At 34.7% G+C, this 20,897-nt stretch carries 16 protein-coding genes; 15 read left to right on the plus strand and 1 reads right to left on the minus strand.

All coding sequences use genetic code 11. From position 1 onward, the window contains the following. Positions 1–2 precede the first annotated feature (2 nt). The 14 genes from RSB60_RS00970 to RSB60_RS01035 all read left to right on the plus strand — a co-directional run bounded on the left by RSB60_RS00970 (position 3) and on the right by RSB60_RS01035 (position 20,011). Complete coding sequence (locus RSB60_RS00970; protein ID WP_332613989.1) at positions 3–416, plus strand: acetyl-CoA carboxylase biotin carboxyl carrier protein; 414 nt, start codon at positions 3–5, stop codon at positions 414–416. After that, positions 416–1,783 (plus strand): acetyl-CoA carboxylase biotin carboxylase subunit, encoded by a 1,368-nt coding sequence (gene accC, locus RSB60_RS00975; RefSeq protein WP_332613991.1) that lies wholly within the window; start codon positions 416–418, stop codon positions 1,781–1,783. The genes RSB60_RS00970 and accC overlap by 1 nt, the downstream gene beginning before the upstream one ends. Continuing rightward, positions 1,767–2,639 carry an acetyl-CoA carboxylase, carboxyltransferase subunit beta gene (gene accD, locus RSB60_RS00980; protein ID WP_323382330.1) on the plus strand — a complete coding sequence of 291 codons (873 nt, stop codon included), beginning with the start codon at positions 1,767–1,769 and terminating at the stop codon, positions 2,637–2,639. Before accC ends, accD begins: the two co-directional genes overlap by 17 nt. After that, a complete protein-coding gene (locus tag RSB60_RS00985; RefSeq protein WP_332613993.1) occupies positions 2,636–3,556 on the plus strand; it encodes an acetyl-CoA carboxylase carboxyltransferase subunit alpha in 921 nt (306 codons plus the stop codon). Before accD ends, RSB60_RS00985 begins: the two co-directional genes overlap by 4 nt. Beyond that, positions 3,549–4,493, plus strand: coding sequence for a beta-ketoacyl-ACP synthase III (locus tag RSB60_RS00990; RefSeq protein WP_332613995.1), 945 nt, complete (start codon positions 3,549–3,551; stop codon positions 4,491–4,493). The genes RSB60_RS00985 and RSB60_RS00990 overlap by 8 nt, the downstream gene beginning before the upstream one ends. Continuing rightward, positions 4,490–5,437, plus strand: a complete 948-nt coding sequence (locus RSB60_RS00995) for a DUF561 domain-containing protein (protein WP_332613997.1) — start codon at positions 4,490–4,492, stop codon at positions 5,435–5,437. The genes RSB60_RS00990 and RSB60_RS00995 overlap by 4 nt, the downstream gene beginning before the upstream one ends. Continuing rightward, entirely contained in the window at positions 5,416–6,480 is a 1,065-nt protein-coding gene (locus tag RSB60_RS01000) for an NAD(P)H-dependent flavin oxidoreductase (RefSeq protein ID WP_332613999.1), read from the plus strand. Before RSB60_RS00995 ends, RSB60_RS01000 begins: the two co-directional genes overlap by 22 nt. After that, positions 6,477–7,412 carry an ACP S-malonyltransferase gene (locus RSB60_RS01005; protein ID WP_332614001.1) on the plus strand — a complete coding sequence of 312 codons (936 nt, stop codon included), beginning with the start codon at positions 6,477–6,479 and terminating at the stop codon, positions 7,410–7,412. Before RSB60_RS01000 ends, RSB60_RS01005 begins: the two co-directional genes overlap by 4 nt. Beyond that, on the plus strand, positions 7,409–8,137 hold the full coding sequence (gene fabG, locus RSB60_RS01010) for a 3-oxoacyl-[acyl-carrier-protein] reductase (RefSeq protein ID WP_323382324.1): 729 nt from the start codon (positions 7,409–7,411) through the stop codon (positions 8,135–8,137). Before RSB60_RS01005 ends, fabG begins: the two co-directional genes overlap by 4 nt. Further along, positions 8,138–9,364, plus strand: a complete 1,227-nt coding sequence (gene fabF / locus RSB60_RS01015; RefSeq protein ID WP_332614003.1) for a beta-ketoacyl-ACP synthase II — start codon at positions 8,138–8,140, stop codon at positions 9,362–9,364. 1 nt (position 9,365) lies between these two features. Then, the gene (fabZ, locus tag RSB60_RS01020; protein ID WP_323382322.1) at positions 9,366–9,797 is read left to right on the plus strand and encodes a 3-hydroxyacyl-ACP dehydratase FabZ; all 432 of its coding nucleotides are present in this window, start codon (positions 9,366–9,368) and stop codon (positions 9,795–9,797) included. Between the two features lie 9 nt (positions 9,798–9,806). Further along, positions 9,807–10,124, plus strand: a complete 318-nt coding sequence (locus RSB60_RS01025) for a holo-ACP synthase (RefSeq protein WP_332476116.1) — start codon at positions 9,807–9,809, stop codon at positions 10,122–10,124. After that, complete coding sequence (locus RSB60_RS01030; RefSeq protein WP_332614006.1) at positions 10,117–10,794, plus strand: lysophospholipid acyltransferase family protein; 678 nt, start codon at positions 10,117–10,119, stop codon at positions 10,792–10,794. Before RSB60_RS01025 ends, RSB60_RS01030 begins: the two co-directional genes overlap by 8 nt. Positions 10,795–11,023: 229 nt before the next feature. After that, positions 11,024–20,011 (plus strand): hypothetical protein, encoded by an 8,988-nt coding sequence (locus tag RSB60_RS01035; RefSeq protein WP_332614008.1) that lies wholly within the window; start codon positions 11,024–11,026, stop codon positions 20,009–20,011. A 78-nt stretch (positions 20,012–20,089) separates the two neighbouring features. On the opposite strand, the gene RSB60_RS01040 is transcribed toward RSB60_RS01035, so the two are convergent. Further along, complete coding sequence (locus RSB60_RS01040) at positions 20,090–20,431, minus strand: helix-turn-helix domain-containing protein (protein WP_332614010.1); 342 nt, start codon at positions 20,429–20,431, stop codon at positions 20,090–20,092. A 172-nt stretch (positions 20,432–20,603) separates the two neighbouring features. On the opposite strand from RSB60_RS01040, the gene RSB60_RS01045 reads away from it, so the two are divergent. Continuing rightward, a partial coding sequence (locus RSB60_RS01045) for a hypothetical protein (RefSeq protein WP_332614012.1) occupies positions 20,604–20,897 on the plus strand: 294 nt, incomplete at its 3' end.

The following is a 20,897-nucleotide window of genomic DNA, read 5'->3' on the forward strand; positions in this document are numbered from 1 at the left end:
ATATGAAAAAAGAAGAATTAAAAGAACTTATTAATGAATTTGAATCAACAACACTATCAAGATTAACGATAGAAGAGAAAGATTTCAAAGTGACTTTAGAAAAAAATAATAGTTATACACCAGTAACTACATCACAAGTTGTAACTCAAACAACGATGCCAGTTATAGAAGCACCAGTGAGTGTTAAGTCAATTAAGGCACCACTTGTGGGAACTTTCTATTTAACGCGCTCACCAGAAAGTAAACCACTGGTAACAGTAGGACAACACATAAAGGTGGGAGATGTTGTTGGTATTATTGAAGCTATGAAAGTTATGAATGAAATACAAGCTGATAAAGAAGGAATTGTAAAAGCGATTCTTGCTCCATCGGGCAAGCTTGTTGAATATGATCAACCGCTATTAGAACTAGAATAATGATTAAGAAAATATTAATAGCGAATCGTGGAGAAATTGCAGTACGTATTATCCGCACATGTAAGATGTTGAATATAAGTACAGTAGCGGTATATTCAACAGCAGACAGAGATGCGTATCATGTGCAAATTGCCGATGAAAGTGTATGCATTGGAGATGCTCCAAGCAAAAATAGTTATTTAAATATGAATGCCATTCTTGAAGCAGCAAAAGGAACACATGCAGATGCGATTCATCCAGGATTCGGATTCTTAAGTGAAAATAGTTCTTTTGCTCGTAAGGTAGAAGAAGAGGGAATTATATTTATTGGACCTAATCCAGATGTAATTGACCGTATGGGTGACAAATCAAATGCCCGCGCCTCAATGATTGAAGCTGGAGTGTCAGTAATTCCTGGTTCAAAAGAATGTATTAAGACGAAAGAAGATTGTGTTTCTATGGCAAGGACTATTGGCTTTCCCGTTATCATCAAAGCAGCAAGTGGTGGTGGAGGACGTGGCATGCGTATTGTTTATGAAGAAAAGGATTGTATTACCGCTTATGAACAAGCACGTAGTGAAGCAGCAATTTCTTTTGGTGATGACAGTGTTTATATGGAAAAGTATTTAGTTAACCCTAAGCATATAGAGGTACAACTTCTATGTGATAAACATGGTCATGTACTCCATTTATTTGAGAGAGATTGTTCAATGCAACGACGTAACCAAAAAACTGTCGAAGAAGCACCTTGCGATATTTTATCGCAAGAAGCCAAGCAACGTTTATATGATGATGCTATCAAGGCCGCAAAATATGTAGGATATGACAGCGTAGGAACAATTGAATTTCTCGTGGATCATAATCAAAATCATTATTTTATGGAAATGAATACACGTATCCAAGTTGAACATACAATCAGTGAAATGATTACAGGTATAGACTTGATACGCCAACAAATTCGTGTGGCAGAAGGAAAACAACTTGAGTTTACACAAGAAGATATTATATGCAATGGACATTCAATTGAATGTCGAATAAATGCTGAAAACGTAAAAGCTAATTTTGCTCCAGTACCTGGAACAGTGAAGACATTTCATGTACCTGGAGGACAAGGAATAAGAATTGAAAGTGCCGTATATGCGGGATATACAATTCCACCATTTTATGATTCTATGATTCTTAAACTTATTGTTCATGCACCTAATCGTTTAGAAGCAATCAAACGTATGCGCATTGCTTTAGAAGAATTATTGATTGAAGGTGTAGATACAAACATCGAATTTCAGTACTTACTATTTCATGATCCAATCTTTGTGAGTGGTCGTTATGATACAGCATCACTTGCAAACTTTATTGAAGAGGTAAAAAAGAATGAATTCAATATTTAAGGAAAGAAAGGATCGTTTACAAGTATTCAAAGAATATCGTGAACGACTCACTTCAAAACCTAAAAATAGAATTGAAAATCCAAGCACATGGCAATGTAATAAATGTCAAAGTGAGTTTCCATATCAAGAGATTGAAAAGAATTTTTTCGTGTGTCCACATTGCCAACATGTTCATGCATTAACAGCAATACAACGAATTGATTATCTATGTGATAAAGATTCATTTATTGAAACTTTTCACTCAGTACGACGATTAAAGAAAAGTGAATTTCCTGGTTATGAAATCAAGATAAAAAAACTTCAAGAAACAACCCAACTAAGTGAAGCAGTGCTTACAGGTGTTGCGAGAATTGGTAGCTATCGTGCAGCGTTGTGTATCATGGATAATCGTTTCATGATGGGCAGTATGGGTGAAGTCGTAGGCGAAAAAATTACACGCCAAATTGAATATGCAACACGTAAAAAATTACCCCTAATTATCTTTAGTTGTTCAGGTGGTGCACGTATGCAAGAAGGAATTTTATCTTTAGTACAAATGGCAAAAACAAGTGCAGCTCTTGCGAAGCATGATGAAGAAGGATTACTTTATATTTCCTACTTAACACATCCTACAACAGGTGGTGTAAGTGCAAGCTTTGCGATGCTAGGTGATATTCAATTAAGTGAGCCACAATGCTTGATTGGATTCGCAGGTAAAAGAGTAATTCAATCAACAGTAAATGAAAAGTTACCAGATGATTTTCAAACAGCAGAATTTTTGGAAAAGAAAGGTTTCCTAGATCAAATTGTTGAACGTGAAAATATGCGTTCCACTTTGATTCAATTACTGAAGATTCACGAGCGAGGTAAAAAATGAGTTTACAAGACATTGATGTACAGTTACAAGAACTTCGTTCGCAATTAGATAACTGTAGTGTAGAAGAAGCACAGATTATAAAAAAAGAAATAGAAAAAATAAAAAGAGAAGCATTCACGGATATGAATGCTTGGGATATTGTTTGTCTTGCAAGACATCCCCGTCGCCCCAAAGCGATGGATCTAGTAGAAAGTTTGTTTACAGATTTGTTTGAACAAAAAGGTGATCGACTCTATGGAGAAGATGCAGCATTGTGGGGTGGTCTTGGATGTTTCTTAGGAAAGCCAGTGACGATTCTTGCACAGCGTAAAGGAAAAACATTACAAGAAAATATGCTTTGTAATTTTGGAATGATGAATCCAGAAGGTTATCGCAAAGCGTTACGATTAGCGAAACAGGCAGCAAAATTCAATCGTCCAATCATTAATATTGTCGATACATCAGGAGCATATCCAGGAAAAGGTGCTGAAGAACGTGGACAAGCTGAAGCTATTGCTCAATGTTTGAAACAATTTATGACACTCAATGTACCTGTCATCACAATTGTTTTATCAGAAGGTGGTAGTGGTGGTGCTTTAGCATTAAGTGTTTCTGACCATATTATGATGTTAGAGAATTCAATCTATTCTATTCTTTCACCAGAAGGATTTGCGAGTATTTTATGGAAAGATGAAAGTCGTGTTCAAGAAGCAGCAAAGATGATGGAATTAACTTCAAAAGATTTATTCAGTAAAGGAATTGTCGACACAATCATTTCAGAACCTCTTGGTGGTATGCAAGAAAATCCAAACTTTTGTATCGAACAAATTCGTCAAAATTTATATGAACAATTAAATAAATTACAAGCACAAAATCCAAAAGTAAGATTAAAAAATCGTTACGAAAAATTTCGTAAGTTAGGAGCTTGCCATGAGTAGAATAGTATCGTGTGCGTCCTATGCACCAATCAATGTAGTCACTAATGATGACTTAAGCAAAATGGTTGAAACAAATGATGAATGGATTGTACAAAGAACAGGAATTAAAAGAAGACATATTCTAGATAATGAAACTAATGGAGATATGGCTTATCAAGCAGCAAAAAAAGCGATTGAAAAATCAGGATTAAATAAAGAAGAAATTGATGCGATTCTCTTCGCAACAGTTACACCCGAACAATTATTTCCTTCTATGGCTTGTAGTTTAAAAAAACGTTTAGGCATAGAAAAGAAAGAAGTGTTAGCATTTGATTTGAGTGCTGCATGTAGTGGCTTTGTGGTTGCGTTAGAATGTGCGCATCATCTTTCAAAAAGCTACAAGAATATTTTAATTGTTGCAAGTGAAGCAATGAGTAAAATAATCGATTGGCAAGATCGCTCAACCTGTGTTTTATTTGGTGATGGAGCGGGTGCTATTGTGCTAACAAGAAGTATGGATGAACATACGTTTCATAGTTATACAGAACATGATATAAATGACAGCTTAGTAACCAATACCATTTATGATGAAAAAATAAAAGTATCAATGAAAGGGAATGAAGTGTTTCGCTTTGCGGTTCGTGCATTAGAAAAATGTATTCGAAAAGAATGTGAAGAAGCCAATTGTACAATCGATGAAATTGACTACATTGTTGCCCATCAAGCAAATCAAAGAATTCTCCAATTTGTTGCAAGACAACTTGGTATACCAGAAGAGAAATTTTACAAAAATTTGGATGAATATGGAAATACATCTTCTGCAAGCATTCCACTTGCGCTAAGTGAAATGGTTGAGAAGAAGTTAATACAACCAAATCAAAAAATATGTATGGTCGCTTTTGGAGCAGGATTGACCTATAGTAGTTGTCTTTGGAAAGTTGAAGGAGAAATAAAATGAAATTTAAAGAAATGTTTAATGTAAAATATCCAATCTTGCAAGGAGCAATGGCTCACATCGCAACACCAGAATTTGCAGCTGCAGTATCGAATGCGGGTGCACTAGGAATCCTTGCGACAGGCGCTATGAAACCAGAAGAAGTCAAAGATGCAATTGCAAAATGTAAAGAATTAACGGATAAGCCTTTTGGTGTAAATCTCATGTTGATGAATCCTTACTCAGATGAAATTGTAGAAATTGTCGTGAAAGAAAAAGTTGCATTTGTAACAACTGGAGCAGGAAATCCTGGTAAATACTGTGCAGCATTAAAAGAAGCTGGAATTAAAATATTTCCGGTTGTTAATAGTGTGGCACTTGCCAAACGTTTAGAAGCAAGTGATGTAGATGGCATCATTGCAGAAGGTACCGAATCAGGTGGTCATGTAGGTGAACTTACGACAATGGCACTTGTACCACAAATTGTAAATGCAGTATCTATTCCTGTGATTGCAGCAGGAGGCATTGCATGTGGTCGTCAAATAAATGCTGCTTTAGCATTGGGTGCAGTAGCTGTGCAAATTGGAACACGTTTCTTAGTTAGTGAAGAATGCCCAGTACATGAAAACTACAGACAAGCAGTAATTAAAGCAAAAGATTTAGATACGATTGTAACAGGTAGAAATCTTGGTGCTCCTGTACGTATTTTAAAGAATCAAATGGCATTACAATATCGTAAATTAGAACAAGCGAATGCTGAAAAGGAAGAACTTGAAGTTATTACTTTAGGGGCTCTTCGTAGAGCAGTATTTGAAGGGGATATGAAACATGGTTCAGTAATGATGGGACAGGTTGCAGGACTTTGTAATAAAATTCAACCACTTAAGGAAATCCTTGATGAGCTTATGAGTGAAGCTACCGCAAGCAAAGAGGAGTTACTTCAAGTATGGCAAGATCTATCAATATAAAATTAGAAAAACTTACAACACCTATTATTCAAGGGGGAATGGGTGTTGGAATATCATTAGGTAATTTAGCAGGAAGTGTAATGGCAGAAGGTGGTATGGGTGTAATTTCACTTGCTCATCCAGGCTATCGCAAAGAAGACTTCATGAAAAATCCTTTCAAAGCGAATGAACAAGCAGTTCATGAAGAAGTAAAAAAAGCAAGAGAGTTAAGCCAAGAAAAAGGACTACTTGCGGTTAATGCAATGTGTGCAATCAATCGTTATGATGAATATGTAAAAGTAGCTTTAGACGCTGGTGTCGATGCGATTATTAGTGGAGCAGGATTGCCACTCTCTTTACCAGCAATCACCAAAGATTATGATGTGTTAATTGCCCCAATAATTTCAAGTGCAAAAGCATGTGAACTACTATTAAAAAGTTGGGATCGTCATTATAACTGCACAGCTGATTTCATTGTTATTGAAGGACCAGAAGCAGGCGGACATTTAGGATTTAAGCCAGAAGAATTATTTGAGCATCAAGCGAAAGACGTATATACACTTCTTGAAGAAGTAAAACCCGTTGTACACTATTATGAAGAAAAATACGATTGTATTATTCCCATCTTCTTAGCAGGAGGAATGAATACAAAAGAGAAAATAGATCAAGCAATTAGACTAGGTGCAACAGGTGCACAAGTCGCAACTTCTTTTATTCCAACGATTGAATGTGATGCAGATACACAATTCAAAGAAATGTTTTTGCACCATCCATCAAAAGAATTGACGTTGATTAAAAGTCCAGTTGGATATTATGGAAGAGTACTTGTAAATCCATTGACAAAAAAATTAGAAGAAGGGCGAGTAAAACCTAACTTCTGTTTAAAATGTATAAAACCATGTGACTTCAACACAACTCCTTTTTGTATCAGTGAGGCACTTATAGAAGCTGCAAAAGGAAATGTTATTGACGGTTTAGTTTTTAGTGGAGCAACAATTAAAGACTTAGACAAATTACGCACAGTTAAAGAAGTCATTGATGAATTAATGGGAGGTCAACGATGAAAATCGCATTTGTATTTGCTGGCCAAGGTTCACAATACCTAGGTATGGGAAAAGAATTAAGTACAACAAATCAAACATTCAAATCATGTTTTGATGAAATTAACCAAGATGGTGATTTAGCAAAAGTATGTTTTGAAGATGAGCAACGATTAAATCAAACTAAAGATGCTCAATGGGCTATTTATAGTATTTCAATGGCTACAGTAAAACTTCTTGAACAAGAAGGAATCAAACCAGAAGGATGCATCGGTTTAAGCTTAGGTGAATATAGTGCATATGCTTGTTCAGGTGCAATGAGTATTGAAGAAGGAGTAACGCTCACTAAGAAAAGAGGAGCTCTCATGCAAGATACAATTGAAGGAACAAACAGTGGCATGGCAGCAATCTTATCACTCGATCCATTATTAATTGAAGAAGCATGTAGAGAAGCAAGTGATCTTGGAAAAGTAAGTGTTGCGAATTATAATGCACCTGATCAAAGTGTAATTACAGGTGAAATACCAGCTTTGGAAAAAGCCATGGATTTGTGTAGTAAAAAAGGTGCTCGCCGAGCAATCAAATTGCAAGTAAGTGGAGCATTTCATTCAGAATTATTAAACCCTGCAAAGAAGGATTTGAAAGAAGCTCTAGAAAAAGTAAATTGGCAACTTTGCACAGTACCAGTGTATAGCAATGTAAGTGGAAAAGTAACAGACTCACTTGTGGATAGTTTAGTGAACCAACTTGTATCACCAGTACATTTTATCGAAGGCATTGAAAACATGATTGATGATGGGTTTGATACATTTATTGAAATTGGACCAAAAGCAACATGTTCTAGTTTTATAAAAAAGATTGCATCAAAAAAAGGTGTAACTGTAACAACATGTAATGTTGAAGATGAAAAGAGTTTAGCAAAAACAAAAGAAACTCTTCAAGGAGGTCAAGCATGACAAGAAAAGTAGCACTAATTACTGGAGCAAGTCGTGGTATTGGGGCAGCAATTGCAAAGGTATTATCGGAAGACTATGATATTATCCTAAATTTCGCAAGCCGTGAAGAACAAGCACAAAACGTATTAAATGAATTACATCCAGGTAATCATAGACTTTACAAATGTGATGTACAAGATCATGAAGCAGTCAAACAAATGATGGATGAAACAGTAAAAGAATATGGTCATATTGATGTTCTTGTGAACAATGCTGGAATTACAAAAGATGGATTGTTACTACGAATGAGTGATGAAGATTTTGATAAAGTCTTATCAATTAATACAAAAGGATGTTTCAACTGCATTCAAACAGTAAGCAAGATTATGATGAAACAACGAAGTGGAAAAATCATAAATATGGCAAGCATTATTGGACTAATTGGAAATATAGGACAAGTGAATTATGCAGCTAGTAAAGGTGCTATCATTGCGATGACAAAAGCAGCAGCCAAAGAACTAGGTTCTAGAAATATTCAAGTAAATGCAATTGCACCAGGATTTATTCAAACGGAAATGACAGAAAGTTTAAATGATGAATTAAAGAATCAAATGATGCAAGCAATTCCATTAAAACGTTTTGGGCATGCTGAAGAAGTTGCGAAAGTAACAAAATTTTTAGCAAGTGATGATGCAAGTTATATTACAGGACAAACAATTGTTGTTGATGGCGGGATGGTGATGTAAATGAAAAGAAGAGTTGTAATTACAGGAATGGGAGCAGTCACTCCAATTGGAAATACAGTAGAAGAAGTAAAGAAAGCAATTCATGAAGGAGTGTGTGGTATCAGAGAGATTACAGCATTTGATACAACAGACTATCGAGTAAAACTTGCAGCTGAAGTTAAGGATTTAAGCACAGAGCAATATTACACACCTCGTGAACTTAAATTTAATGATCGTTTTACACAATTCGCAAGAATCGCAGCCAAACAAGCTATGAATGATGCAAATCTAGAAGAGTGCGATAAAGATCGTGTAGGAATTATTTTAGGATCAGGAATTGGTGGATTATCATCAATTGAAAATGCAACAAAGACATTGTGTGATCGTGGACCAACACGTGTTTCCCCATATTTTATTCCAATGTCATTAATAAACTTAGCAGCAGGAGAAATTGCCATTGATCATCAAATTCATGGTGAAGTGCAATGTATTGTAACAGCATGTTCATCTGCAACAGATTCAATAGGACTTGCATTCCAACGTATCCGTGATGGTTATGAAGATGCTATTCTTGCAGGAGGATGTGAAGCAAGTATTACTCCTGTTGGTATTGGTGGTTTTATGGCAATGCGAGCTCTTTGTGAAAGTACAGATCCAAAACGCGCAAGCATCCCATTTGATAAAGAAAGAAATGGCTTTGTCATGGGAGAAGGAGCAGGTGTACTTGTATTAGAAGAACTTGAAAGTGCTAAAAAACGCGGTGCAAAAATTTATGGTGAGGTTGTAGGATACGGAAATACCTGTGATGCAAATCATATTACAGCCCCAGCTGCTGAGGGAGAATTCGCAACCAAAGCAATGTGCAAAGCAATTGCAGATGCTGGTATTAAACCAAGTGATATCAACTATGTAAATGCGCATGGAACATCAACAAATTTGAATGATAAGACAGAAAGTAAAGCAATGAACAATTGCTTTGGTGAGCATAAGCCTTATGTTTCATCAACAAAATCAATGACTGGACATTTGCTTGGAGCAAGTGGTGCAATTGAAGGAATTATTAGTGTTCTTGCATTAGAAGAACAATTTGTACCACCAACAATTAATCATCAAATAATCGATGAAGAATGTGATGTAAACTTAGTTTTAAACAAAGGAATTGAATCGGAGTTAAATTATGTGATGTCAAATTCATTTGGCTTTGGTGGACATAATGCTTCAATTATTTTCAAACGATGGGAGGATTAAGATGATTTACAATAGTGATGATATTAAAAAGATTATTCCGCATCGTTATCCTTTTTTATTAGTAGATACAATTGAGGAAATTGATGGAGATCGAATTGTTGGGAAAAAATGTGTTAGTGCAAATGAAATGCATTTTATGGGACACTTTCCAGAGAAACAAGTGATGCCAGGAGTTTTAATTTTAGAAGCGTTGGCACAAGCAGGTGCAGTTCAACTTTTATCAAAAGATGAATACAAAGGAAAAATTGCGTTATTTGCAGGAATTAATAAAGCAAGATTTAAAAGACAAGTAGTACCAGGTGATGTTTTGATGTTAGAAGTTGAACTTGTGAAAGTTAGAATGGGAATTGGGTTTGCGAATGCGAAAGCAACAGTAAATGGTGAACTAGCATGTGAAGCAGAACTTATGTTTGCGATTGACAATTCTCAATAGAGGTAAAAAATGATAGTAGGTATTGGATGCGATCTTTGCAAGATAGAGCGTGTTAATGAAGAAATAGCAGTTAAGATTTTAACAGAAAAAGAATTGCATGAATTTAATCAACTAAAAAATGCTAGACAAAAAGAATGGTTAGCAGGGCGCTTTGCAGCAAAAGAAGCAATTATAAAAGCAACAGGAATCAAAATAATGAGTGAAATTGAAATTATGAGTACACATGAGGGTAAACCAACATGTGTAATTAAAGGTTACAATGTTCACTTATCAATTACTCATGATGGAGATTATGCAATGGCAATGGTGGTACTTGAAAATGTTTAGATTACTTAAAGGTGGAATTTATATCCTATTTACAGGGTCTAAAGCAAGAAGAGTAAAAAATGCCTCTTTTGAAGAACGCTATAAAGCTGCCAGAGAATGTTGTCTCAAGTTTTTTAAACTTGTGAAAACACCTGTGATTTATAATGATGTGAAACTACCAGAAGGACCGGTTCTTTTTGTATCTAACCATCAAGGGACAATTGATCCCCTTGTTATTGTAGCGGCACTTGAAAAACCTACTACGTTTATTTCCAAGCAAGAAAATAAAAAAATTCCAATTATTAGTACATGGGCGTCATTATTAGATTTGATTTATTTTGATCGTGATGACCAAGCCAGTGCAATTAAAATGTTGAGGGAATCAACCCGATGGTTAAAATCAGGAAAATCAGTTCTTATTTTTCCAGAAGGAACTCGTTCTAAATCAAATATTGTGAATGAGTTTCATGAGGCATCATTAAAACCAGCGTATCTATCAAAAGCAACAATAGTTCCAATTACATTATGTAATGTCTATTTAGATTTTAATAATATCAAAACTAATACACCATATAAAATAAAGATTGGAACTCCAATATTCTTTGAAGAATACAAAAATATTGAATTAAAAGAACTATCAGAACAAGTAAGAAAGATAATTATTGAAAATATGAATCACGGTAGTATTTAATAATAAGATAGAAAAATGACTTATTTTGGCTATTAAAAAGACAAAAAAATGAATATAACGTATCAATAAACAAGCAAATTGGAGAAAATGCTTGTTTTTTTTTATTTTTTTTCTAAAAAAATGGCACACTTTGTCTAAATTAGGTGTCATAAGTACGAGAACTCTTTAATTTCCATAAAAATGAAAATTTTAGAACATTTCGAATAGAGGAGAGAGGATAGATGCAAATATGAAGAAAATAAGCAAACTATTGTTGATTGCAGGATTATTAATTTCAACATTTTCGGATAGTGGAATTAATGCAATAGCAGAAGATATTATGCCTACACCAGAAATTGTAGAAGGAAGTGAGCCAACGCCACCCGCTGCTACAATTGACCCTGGTACAATAGATGGAGAAATAACCGCAGAGACACCAACCCCAGCACCTGAGGATGGGATGGAAGGACCGACAGTAGAGCCATTAGCGGTAGATACGCTATCAGTTGCTTGTAGTAAGCCAACAGCACCTACCGAATGGGTTTACTATGAAGATACTGATCCAATAACGTATACTGTTCATATTTCTCGTGATGATACATTACCAGGTAATACTCTTAGAACAATAAAAATAGATACGAATCCATTTTTGAATACTGGAACTGGATATTTTTATATTGTAGATTATCCAAGAGATTTAGGTTACCAAATAAAAGCTGTTCGAATATCCTCGGATAAACAAAGTGTAGAATATGACATTGCGAACGATGCTTTACCAGATTCAGGATTATCTTTATCAATTGCATTAGCCCAAAACGCTTCAAAGACAACATATGTTAAAGCTGCAGGAACACCAGCTAAAGCAATTGGTTTAATGTTACTTGCAGAACCAAATGCTAGATTAGGTGTACGTGTAACAGATAATAAATCGCCGTCATCAACAAAAGAATTAGAAATCAAGTTTGAAAGAACAGGCCATGATGATTCAGATTTTTTGACCAATATTGGTATGATTACCACTAATGGAACACCTACTTCTTTTAAAGCAGAAGATGATCTTTGGCTTGGAAGTGATGGATATTTATACGCAGGAACTCCTATAGGAAATAATAATACATATTCAATACGAATGAATTTTAGTAATACCAAACATACACCGGTTGGAAATATAAATTTTAAAATACCAATGCCGGTAGGATTCAAAGAGCAAAGTCAAAGTTATGACAGTGTAAATAAGTATAATTATATTTCATTTTACGTAAATTCATCAGGTAGTTTGGGTGGTAATGATGTTTCACAAGGAGCTACATCAGTTAGTACAGGTTATCAAATAACAACATCACTAAACTCATCAAAAGTAGATATGCTGAGTGGAATTGTACCAATTTTAGATCAATGGTTTTCAATTCGTATGACTGGCAAATCAAGTTATGCACCCACTGCTCAAAATCCAATCTATACTTATACAGCAGGTGATAAAATTGAAGGTGCTCCAATTATAGGAACTTACCAACAAGTAGTAAGTAATAATGATGGAACTTATAGTGTTGTAGATAGAAATATTGATTTAGGACATATTTCAGTTAATATACCTACATTTACATATGAAGATCGCTTCAATGTAATAACTTCTTCACCTACAAAAGTAAATGAAGATGATGATTTAGATACTAAATATTCATTTTCAATAACAAATGCATTGGCGGGGGCGGATGTGCAAAATAATATTGCACACAAATATTATCGCAATGAAAATATGACATTTGAAATGCCAAATGAGTTTGATCCAACGAAGTTTTATATTGATACCTCAGTAATTTCAAATTATCAACTTGTTTACGAAGATGGAACAAGTGGTCCTGTCCTAGCGGCTACAAATACAATTAGCACGCCACATAATGCAAGTGGTAGTAAAGTAGTAAAAATTATTTTAACAGTTTCTGATCGTGGGTTAGTCACTACAGGAGCTTCTAGTGGTTACAGTACCACATGGAGTTTTTCTGGAACGTTTACTGAGCCAAAAACTGGAACGACAATTACAATGCCAGTAACAGTTGGTAATACAAGTCCAGTGACAAAAACATTGAGTTGGATATATGAAAGTGGTGTAGATAACTTAGCAATTAGTACTAGATACTATTCGAACAACATAACTAGTACGAATCCATATTTCTTAAATAATGGAACAGGAATAAATGACACAGCAGGATTTTATATTGATCTATATAGTTCTGGTTCAACAGCATCATCGATAAAATATGAAAATTTTGAAATTGATATCAACTTGGATGCACCAGCAGTTGAACTAATTAGTAAATCATTCTACTTTTTTGGAACAAGTACTTATTATAAAATTTATGGGCAAGCTTGGTTGGAATACACAACGAACTTAGATTCTAATCCGCGCCGTCTTGAATTGAGTACAAGCTATTCAAATACTTATCAAATTCCTCTTGTTACTGGAGAATATTTAGAAAGTATCAAGTTTAAAGCAGATGGAATTCGACTTTATGCTAACAATTCTCCATCTTCTAGTAGAACATTATTCCAATTTTATGTTAGAAATGATAGAAATAATCCTAGTGGTCGATTGACCGAAGGAATAGGATATAAAGTAGTTGCGAAAATGAACGCACTTGGGAATGTAGATGGTAAGGGTGTATTTGAGAATCCAGCAGCAACTAAACAGACATCAAATGCAACACCATTGTACTTTACATATAGTACAACTTTACAAGCTTATTCTACGACACCAACGATTAATCAAGGACCTGATACTGCAACAAGAAACAATATCATTCCGACTAGTACAACACTTTACCTGCCAGTATATCGTGGGTCAAATAATAATGTAGGTAGTACAAATGGTGTATATCCACAAGGAACGAAAGTATATATAAAGGTTAATGAACCTTACTTTAAATATGTAGGAAACGTAAGTCAAATAGAAACAATTAGTGTTAACGGAAATACATGGTTAACCTATGATATCTCGGGTACAAATTTTAATACATCTTCAAATCAAACAATAACAATACCAGGATCAACTATCATGGCGACAGCATTATGTGAAGATTTAAAACAATATAAAATCTTTTCAGAAGCCTATATTGATATGGGACCGGTATTTAATGCAGATTTGGATCAATATCCATATATTAAATATATAAAATCAAGTACTTTTGATAATAATGCAATTATGGATACAAATAATATTACTGCTGGTAGCGGAGTAACTTATACAAATAAAAGATTAGTACCAATAGGGGTAAATAAACAAACGTTGATTGTTGCCTCTACTTTGGATAGTATTCATTTATTCCCAGGGAAAGATATAACAACGCCACCAACATCAGTATATGCAGGAGTTCACTATACAGCAGATCAATATCAAAACTTAATATTAGGTTTATCAATTGCATCCGCAGATAAAACGTATAATCAGTATACAATGGCAATTCGTCTGCCAGAAGCAGGTGGTACATATCGTAATGCAGCTGGAGACTTTGGAACAAGTCAATCAACTATGACGTTGAGAGATTTAACAAGTTCTGTATATATTCCTACAGACTATGCAAATCCAGAAATTAAATATTGTTCGGCATTTAATTTCGATGGATCAACAACAGCAAATATCCAAGCAAATTGTACTGAATCAAATACACCTGAAACAACAAAGTATGTTTTAATTACAATACCAGTTGTGCCAGTAGGATCAGAAGGTGTTATCGAATTAAAACTAAAAGCAAATGAAGCGGATATGTATACGCTAGCTAATAATTCAGTTGCAATTGCAAGTGCAGAATCAAAATTCTTTGAGCAACTACCAGGTCAAGCAGCGAGCAAATATGTAACAGGGACAGATTCTAAAAATCTAGGTCGCTTCTATTTTGACTGGTATACTTTAGCAGGGAAAATATTCGTAGATAGTCCTTTAAAAACTCCAGATGGTATCTTTAACATAGGAGATGGTGACTTGATAGCTTCATTAAGTCCACAATTTAAAGATTTGGATACAAATAAATCATTCAATGCTACATACAATAATTCAACAGGACAATATACATTGTATATTCAACCAAAAGGAACTGCTGGAGCAGTTACAAGAAATAAATATGACCTTATCTTTAATTTAAAGAATGGAAGTACTACAAGTTCAACATATTATTGGAATAAATATCGTATGACAGTTAATACAAGTGGTGATCCAAATACAACAGTGAATAATAACTTCCCAAGACAATTCAATGATCAAACAGAAGGTATGCAATTCTATGCTGACGTAAACGGGTTTAATCCAGTAAACTATGTAACACAAGATGAGTTAAATCAAAAAAGAGTCAACGTTGGATTATATCAAAATCCAGAATTATCGATTTCAACAAATTCAATAAGAACAAAAGTTGGCGAATCTATTACATTTAGTGGAATTCTTAGTGGAACAGGCAAAATTTCTGACGTTGATCCATATCAACTTGCAGATGGAACAACATATGCATCCGTTGTTTCAAATAAACAATCAGATAGTAAAGTTGATATAACGTTAAGTGGTATTGCGGAAACATTATCTGGTTATAGTCTAACCACTAAAAATGCAACACTAAGTGCACTCAACTTCTTCAATGAACCATTTGATATTTCATCAACATATCAAGTCTACAAAGATACATTTGTAACATTTATGCGTGATGATAGTAAAACAACTGGAACAACTGTTGCAGGAACATGGGCAGATACTGCTTCAAGCAAAGAAGTGTTACTACAAGTTTCAACACCAACATCTACATCAGGAACAGTAGCAGTAGGTGATGTTCCAACAGTAACGGCACCAACAGGTTATGCATTTGCTGGATGGCGTAGAGTAGTTCGTGGGTCAACATCAGGGAGCCTTGCAGATCCAACAGTAGTTTCATCAAACAAATATGATACATACTATCCAATCTTTGAAGTAGACGTTGTTGGCGATTATGAACCTGATGGTACGCCTAAAGGTGATGGAATCCCTGATAAATATCAAGTAAGAATTGATATAAAAACTACAGTAGGTGGTTCAATCAGTAAAGGTACAACAACAATAACAAATACAACAGATGCATTTACTGTTTATAAAACAAGATTAATGGCTACAAATACGACAGGATTATATCCAATTGCTGAAATGAATCCAGCAAACTGGACAACAAATACAGCTTATCGTGTTGCACTTCTTGAAAGTGATATTCCAACTCAATTAGCAAATCAATATTATTCATTTGTTGGTTGGAAATTTGGTGGGTATACATGGACTGATGCTGCAGCAATTGAAGCACAAGGAAATGTATTCGCAGCTAACACAAATGTTGTTACTGCAACATTTACACGTAATATAACAACAGTTAATTTTGAAGAAAACAGCATTGGACAAAAAAGCAAAACGACTGAAAGTGTAAATGTCAATGAAGGACTAACATTAACAAATTCAAATCTCATAGACACTTTAGGTACTGTTAGAAGTACACCTGCATATGGCTACAACTTTACAGGATGGAAAGATTTAGATGCGAACAGTGTTGTAGCGACAACAGACACACAATTACAAGCTATCGTGATTGAAAGCCCACGTCGTTTCCAACCTCAATATGTTGCGAAAGAATACACTGTTAATTTCAAAATAGGAAATGAAAATACTGGAACACCAGGATTTGATGCTTATGGAAATTCGATTGGAACAGTAACAGCAAACCAAAAAGTAAGTTATTTAACACAAGGAACAGGACTAACAATTCCTGCAACAATTAAAACAACAAACGATAAGTGGAAAGATGTATTTGAATTCGCTTATTGGAGTTATGAAATGAATTGTGAAGCGAATGTTGGCGGTTGTCCTGCAACAGGTAAGATAGTTGGACAAGTAAGCAATCCAGCAACACTTGTAATTACAGGAAACGTAACATTCTATGCTGAATTTGCTGGTAAACCATATATTAGTGCAATTCAAGATGGTAATGGAACAACAGCGATTAAGCATATCGAAGATGATGCACAATTTAATAACTTTGGATCAACATCATTTAACGATGCGGATTATACTGCAGCAGGAAAATCTGTAGAATTCGGTAAAATGTCACCAAAACCAGGTGCAGGATACTATGACGTAGGTCTTGGATTCAAAGCAAATGATAATTATCGAATTGCGACAGTTACAGCTTACGTTTTAAAGAATTCAGCAGTAGATGGTAGTATTGAAACACTTCAAGTATGGAACAGAGGTGTTAGCAATAATACAAATATAGCTGCAATCATTTCATCTACACCAGTAACGGGAATGACATTTAACTTCGATGTAGATAACCGTGGAGGAACACTTCTAGTTGATAACATTGGTGGTTTAAATGGAAATCCTTGTGGAATTATCTTTGAAGTAGCATATGAAAAAATTCCACGTACAGTAACATTCAATAAAGGTAATGAAGGTACAATTAGTGCAACAAACACAGCATTTACAAATGCCGGTGGAGTATTAATTGATACGGATAGTGCGACATTCACAGTTCCTCATGGAGATAGTGGTGTAATTTATCCAATGGTTGAAGCAAATCCAGGATTTGCGTTTGATTATTGGGTAATGATAGACGGATTAGGCGCAGAAACTCGTGTTAGTCCAGCTGCTTTAGCGAATATGCCAATCACAAGTGATATGAACTTTGTAGCAAAATATGATGTTGATTTAGGTGGTCCACAAGGTGAAATCGGTGATGGAATCCCTGATAAATACCAAGTGAAATTTGTATATGTGAGTCAAGATGACAGTCAATTAGCGGTTGTCGATAGTGTATCTGCAATTCAAAAAGTAGAATATATCACACGTGCTTTAAATGCTGACGGTACTTATTCTACAACAAATACTGCATCACCAAGTGGCACAAATATAACAAAAACAATCGCAACACCGTCATTATATGGCTTTAAAGGTTGGAAATTCTATGAAGAAACTGCTGGAGTGAAGGATTATTATACAAATCCAGATAACTCAGATATTCTTATAGATACTGATACAAACCTATCAACTCAAGCATTCACAACAACACAACCAATTTACATTGAAGCACAAGTGGGTCGTGTAGGATATACTGTTAATTTCTACATTAACCCATCTGAAGGTTCAATAACAACAGATGGTGTATATCGTCAACAAACAGATATTGCTATTGGAAGTGCAGTAGGCGCTATAGCTCCTGTAGTATTACCGACAACTGGTAAAACACATGTAGGTTGGTACTACACTGGGGATGTTTCTAGAACTCCAGTTAATACAGCAAATGTAATTGTTACAAATAGAGATGTAAACTTCAATGCACTTGTTATGAACACAGAAAATGTGAGTCAAGAAGGAGATATCATCTTAACAGGTTCGGGATTTACAGTTGATTATGCAGATCTTGGAACTTTAACTAAAACAGATATCATTACAAATTCAAATGCAACTTCGTGGAATAGTGTTACAGGACAAAATTATGATCCTTATACAACAGATGAAGAATTAGTAAAAATCCAAGAAATTGGACCTCAGGGAGGCCTTGTAGAAGTAGTAATTCAATCTACAGACGGAACTACAGTAGCTAGTCGTACTATTATTGTAGTTGTAAAAGGCACAAACACTCCAGATCCAGTGGGACCTGATGCGGATGGAAAACATTTAGGAATTAGTGCAAATGGATTTGTATTAACAAATGAAGAAGCAAAAATTTATGATGCATTAAATGCAGTCACAAGAGGAAATGCAGTTTCTTATATTATTGAAACAGCAGTAAGTATAGATGTAGATGTAAATACTGATGACATTGATGTAGTCAATAACGTTGATGTTCTAGGTGGTATTTATGATCAACGCTATTCAGCAACATCTAAAGATTTATATGCAGAAACATCTGCAAAAGTTGTTGTTCTTGGATTACAAACTGAAGTTACAGATGGAACTAAAGATAGTATTGCAATGACAGCAAAAGGATTCTCACTAACACATGACGAAGCAGTTGCATTGGAAAATGATGAAGCAGTAATTCGTGCACAAGCAATTTCTGTATTAGTGAAGAGTGGAATGAATGTTACAACTATCGTTGCCGATACTGATCAATTAGATGCAATCAAATCAGTGGGATTAGAAGGTGGCATGTTCCAACTTACATTCACTGCAACTGAAAGAGTAGCGGGTGAAGATTTAAGTGTAAGTGTTACAGTTCCAGTATTTGTGGAAGGTGTTAATACTTCAATTAATGATGGACTTGCAATTATGGCAAACGACTTTATTATTCCATACAAAAATGCTTCAACATTAACAGCTGATAAAGCGATTGAATTAGCAAATGTTAAGGCATATTATATTGTTCATGGATTTGAAATCGATACAATCGAAATTAATGAAGTTGAATTAAATGCAATAAAAGCTGCCGGAACTAATGGTGGAACTTATCCATTAACATTTACAGCAATTGATCCAGCAGATGACACAAAGACAGTAACAATTACTATTTTTGTAACAGTTCTTGCAGAACCAATTGTAATCCCACCAGATACAGGTGATGGACATAGAACATGTCAAGATGATGGTTACCCAGATGGTTATGTTTGGGATGAAGCAACACAAACATGTCTAGCAGGTACAACGGATAATAAGGAAGATCCAGACAATAAACCAAATGACAAAACAACTCCTGAAGTTGAAGATCCAGGTAATAAGCCAAGATTAGAAACTACAGAGGAAAATGGTCAAGTAGATACAACAATAAAATCAGAGACTCCAAAAACAAGTCTTGGGGAATACCTAAATATTGATGCAAATGCGATACCTCTTGCAGGAATATTTGGAAATGGTCAAAACTGGGCAATTCTAAATTTATTTGCGACAATAATCGGACTTGTCTTCGCAGTTCTATTGGTATTATTGAAACGTAAAGATATTGAAGAACTTGATGAAGAAGTATTAAAAGTATATCCAAATATAAAACCTAGAGAATTTTATCGTAAGAGTATCTACCGTATTCTTGGTATTATTGTAGCGGTAATAATGCTAGTTATCTTCTTCTTAACAGAAAACATCTTATTACCAATGGTACTTGTAGATGAATTCACAGTTCTAATGTTTATCTTCATGATTATAAATATTGCGATTTACTTCATTGGAAGAAAGTGGCATGTTGAACACAAAGAAGAACAAGAAGTACAAAACAAAGAAAAAATGAAAATTACACAACATTTTTAAAAAAATTAAGAAGAACTGGTGCTGATCCATAATGCATCAGTTCTTTTTTGTATATAAAAAGTAGAAACCAAATTGTTTCTACTTTTCTTTAGGCTCGAAATTCTCAGCGATATAATTTGTAATAAACGAAAGTTTATCAGAATCAGCGATTGGATTAGCACTTGTTAGATAAATTTTATCTTCTGGACTTGTAGCGGAAGTGGGGTTTACCCCGAATAGTATGAAGTCGGTAGGTATTGATAATACTTTTGATAAAGCAATAAGTGTCTTTATCGACATTCCTTTTTGCCCGAGTTCGATATCAGATATAAACTTAGAAGTTACATCTAATTCCGTGGCTAGTTGTTCACGTGATAATTTCAATAATTCGCGCTGTTTACGAATTCGAGCACCAATTGAATAGTGATCTATCTTATTCATAGTTGCTCCTCTATTAAATATTACCCTTAATAGTTGTACACCAAAACAAACTAAAAGGGTTGAAATACGATAACTTACAGGGTAAAATAAAGTTGGTAATCTTTAAAATATTTATAAATGGGCTGATTTATAGTTTTATTTTTCAAATGATTATAACTATGAGGAGGAAATAATGAAAAAGATAACAACAACATTGTTGTGCGCCATCTTGGCAATGAGCATGCTTACAGGGTGTTCACCAAAAAAAGATGAGAGTTTACAAGAAACAGCACAACCTACATTAATGACATTTAATGAAGGAAAAACGTATGAAGATCAAGCGAGTTATGGTTCAGGCATCATTACGGTTTCAGATGTCATTATTAAAAACACAACGTTCAATGGAGATTTAACAATTGATAAAAGTGTGGCTGAAGGGGATGTAACCCTAGATGGTGTAAACGTTAAGGGTAAATTAATTATTCAA

Source organism: Anaerorhabdus sp. (assembly GCF_036657415.1).
Taxonomy (GTDB): domain Bacteria; phylum Bacillota_I; class Bacilli_A; order Erysipelotrichales; family Erysipelotrichaceae; genus Anaerorhabdus.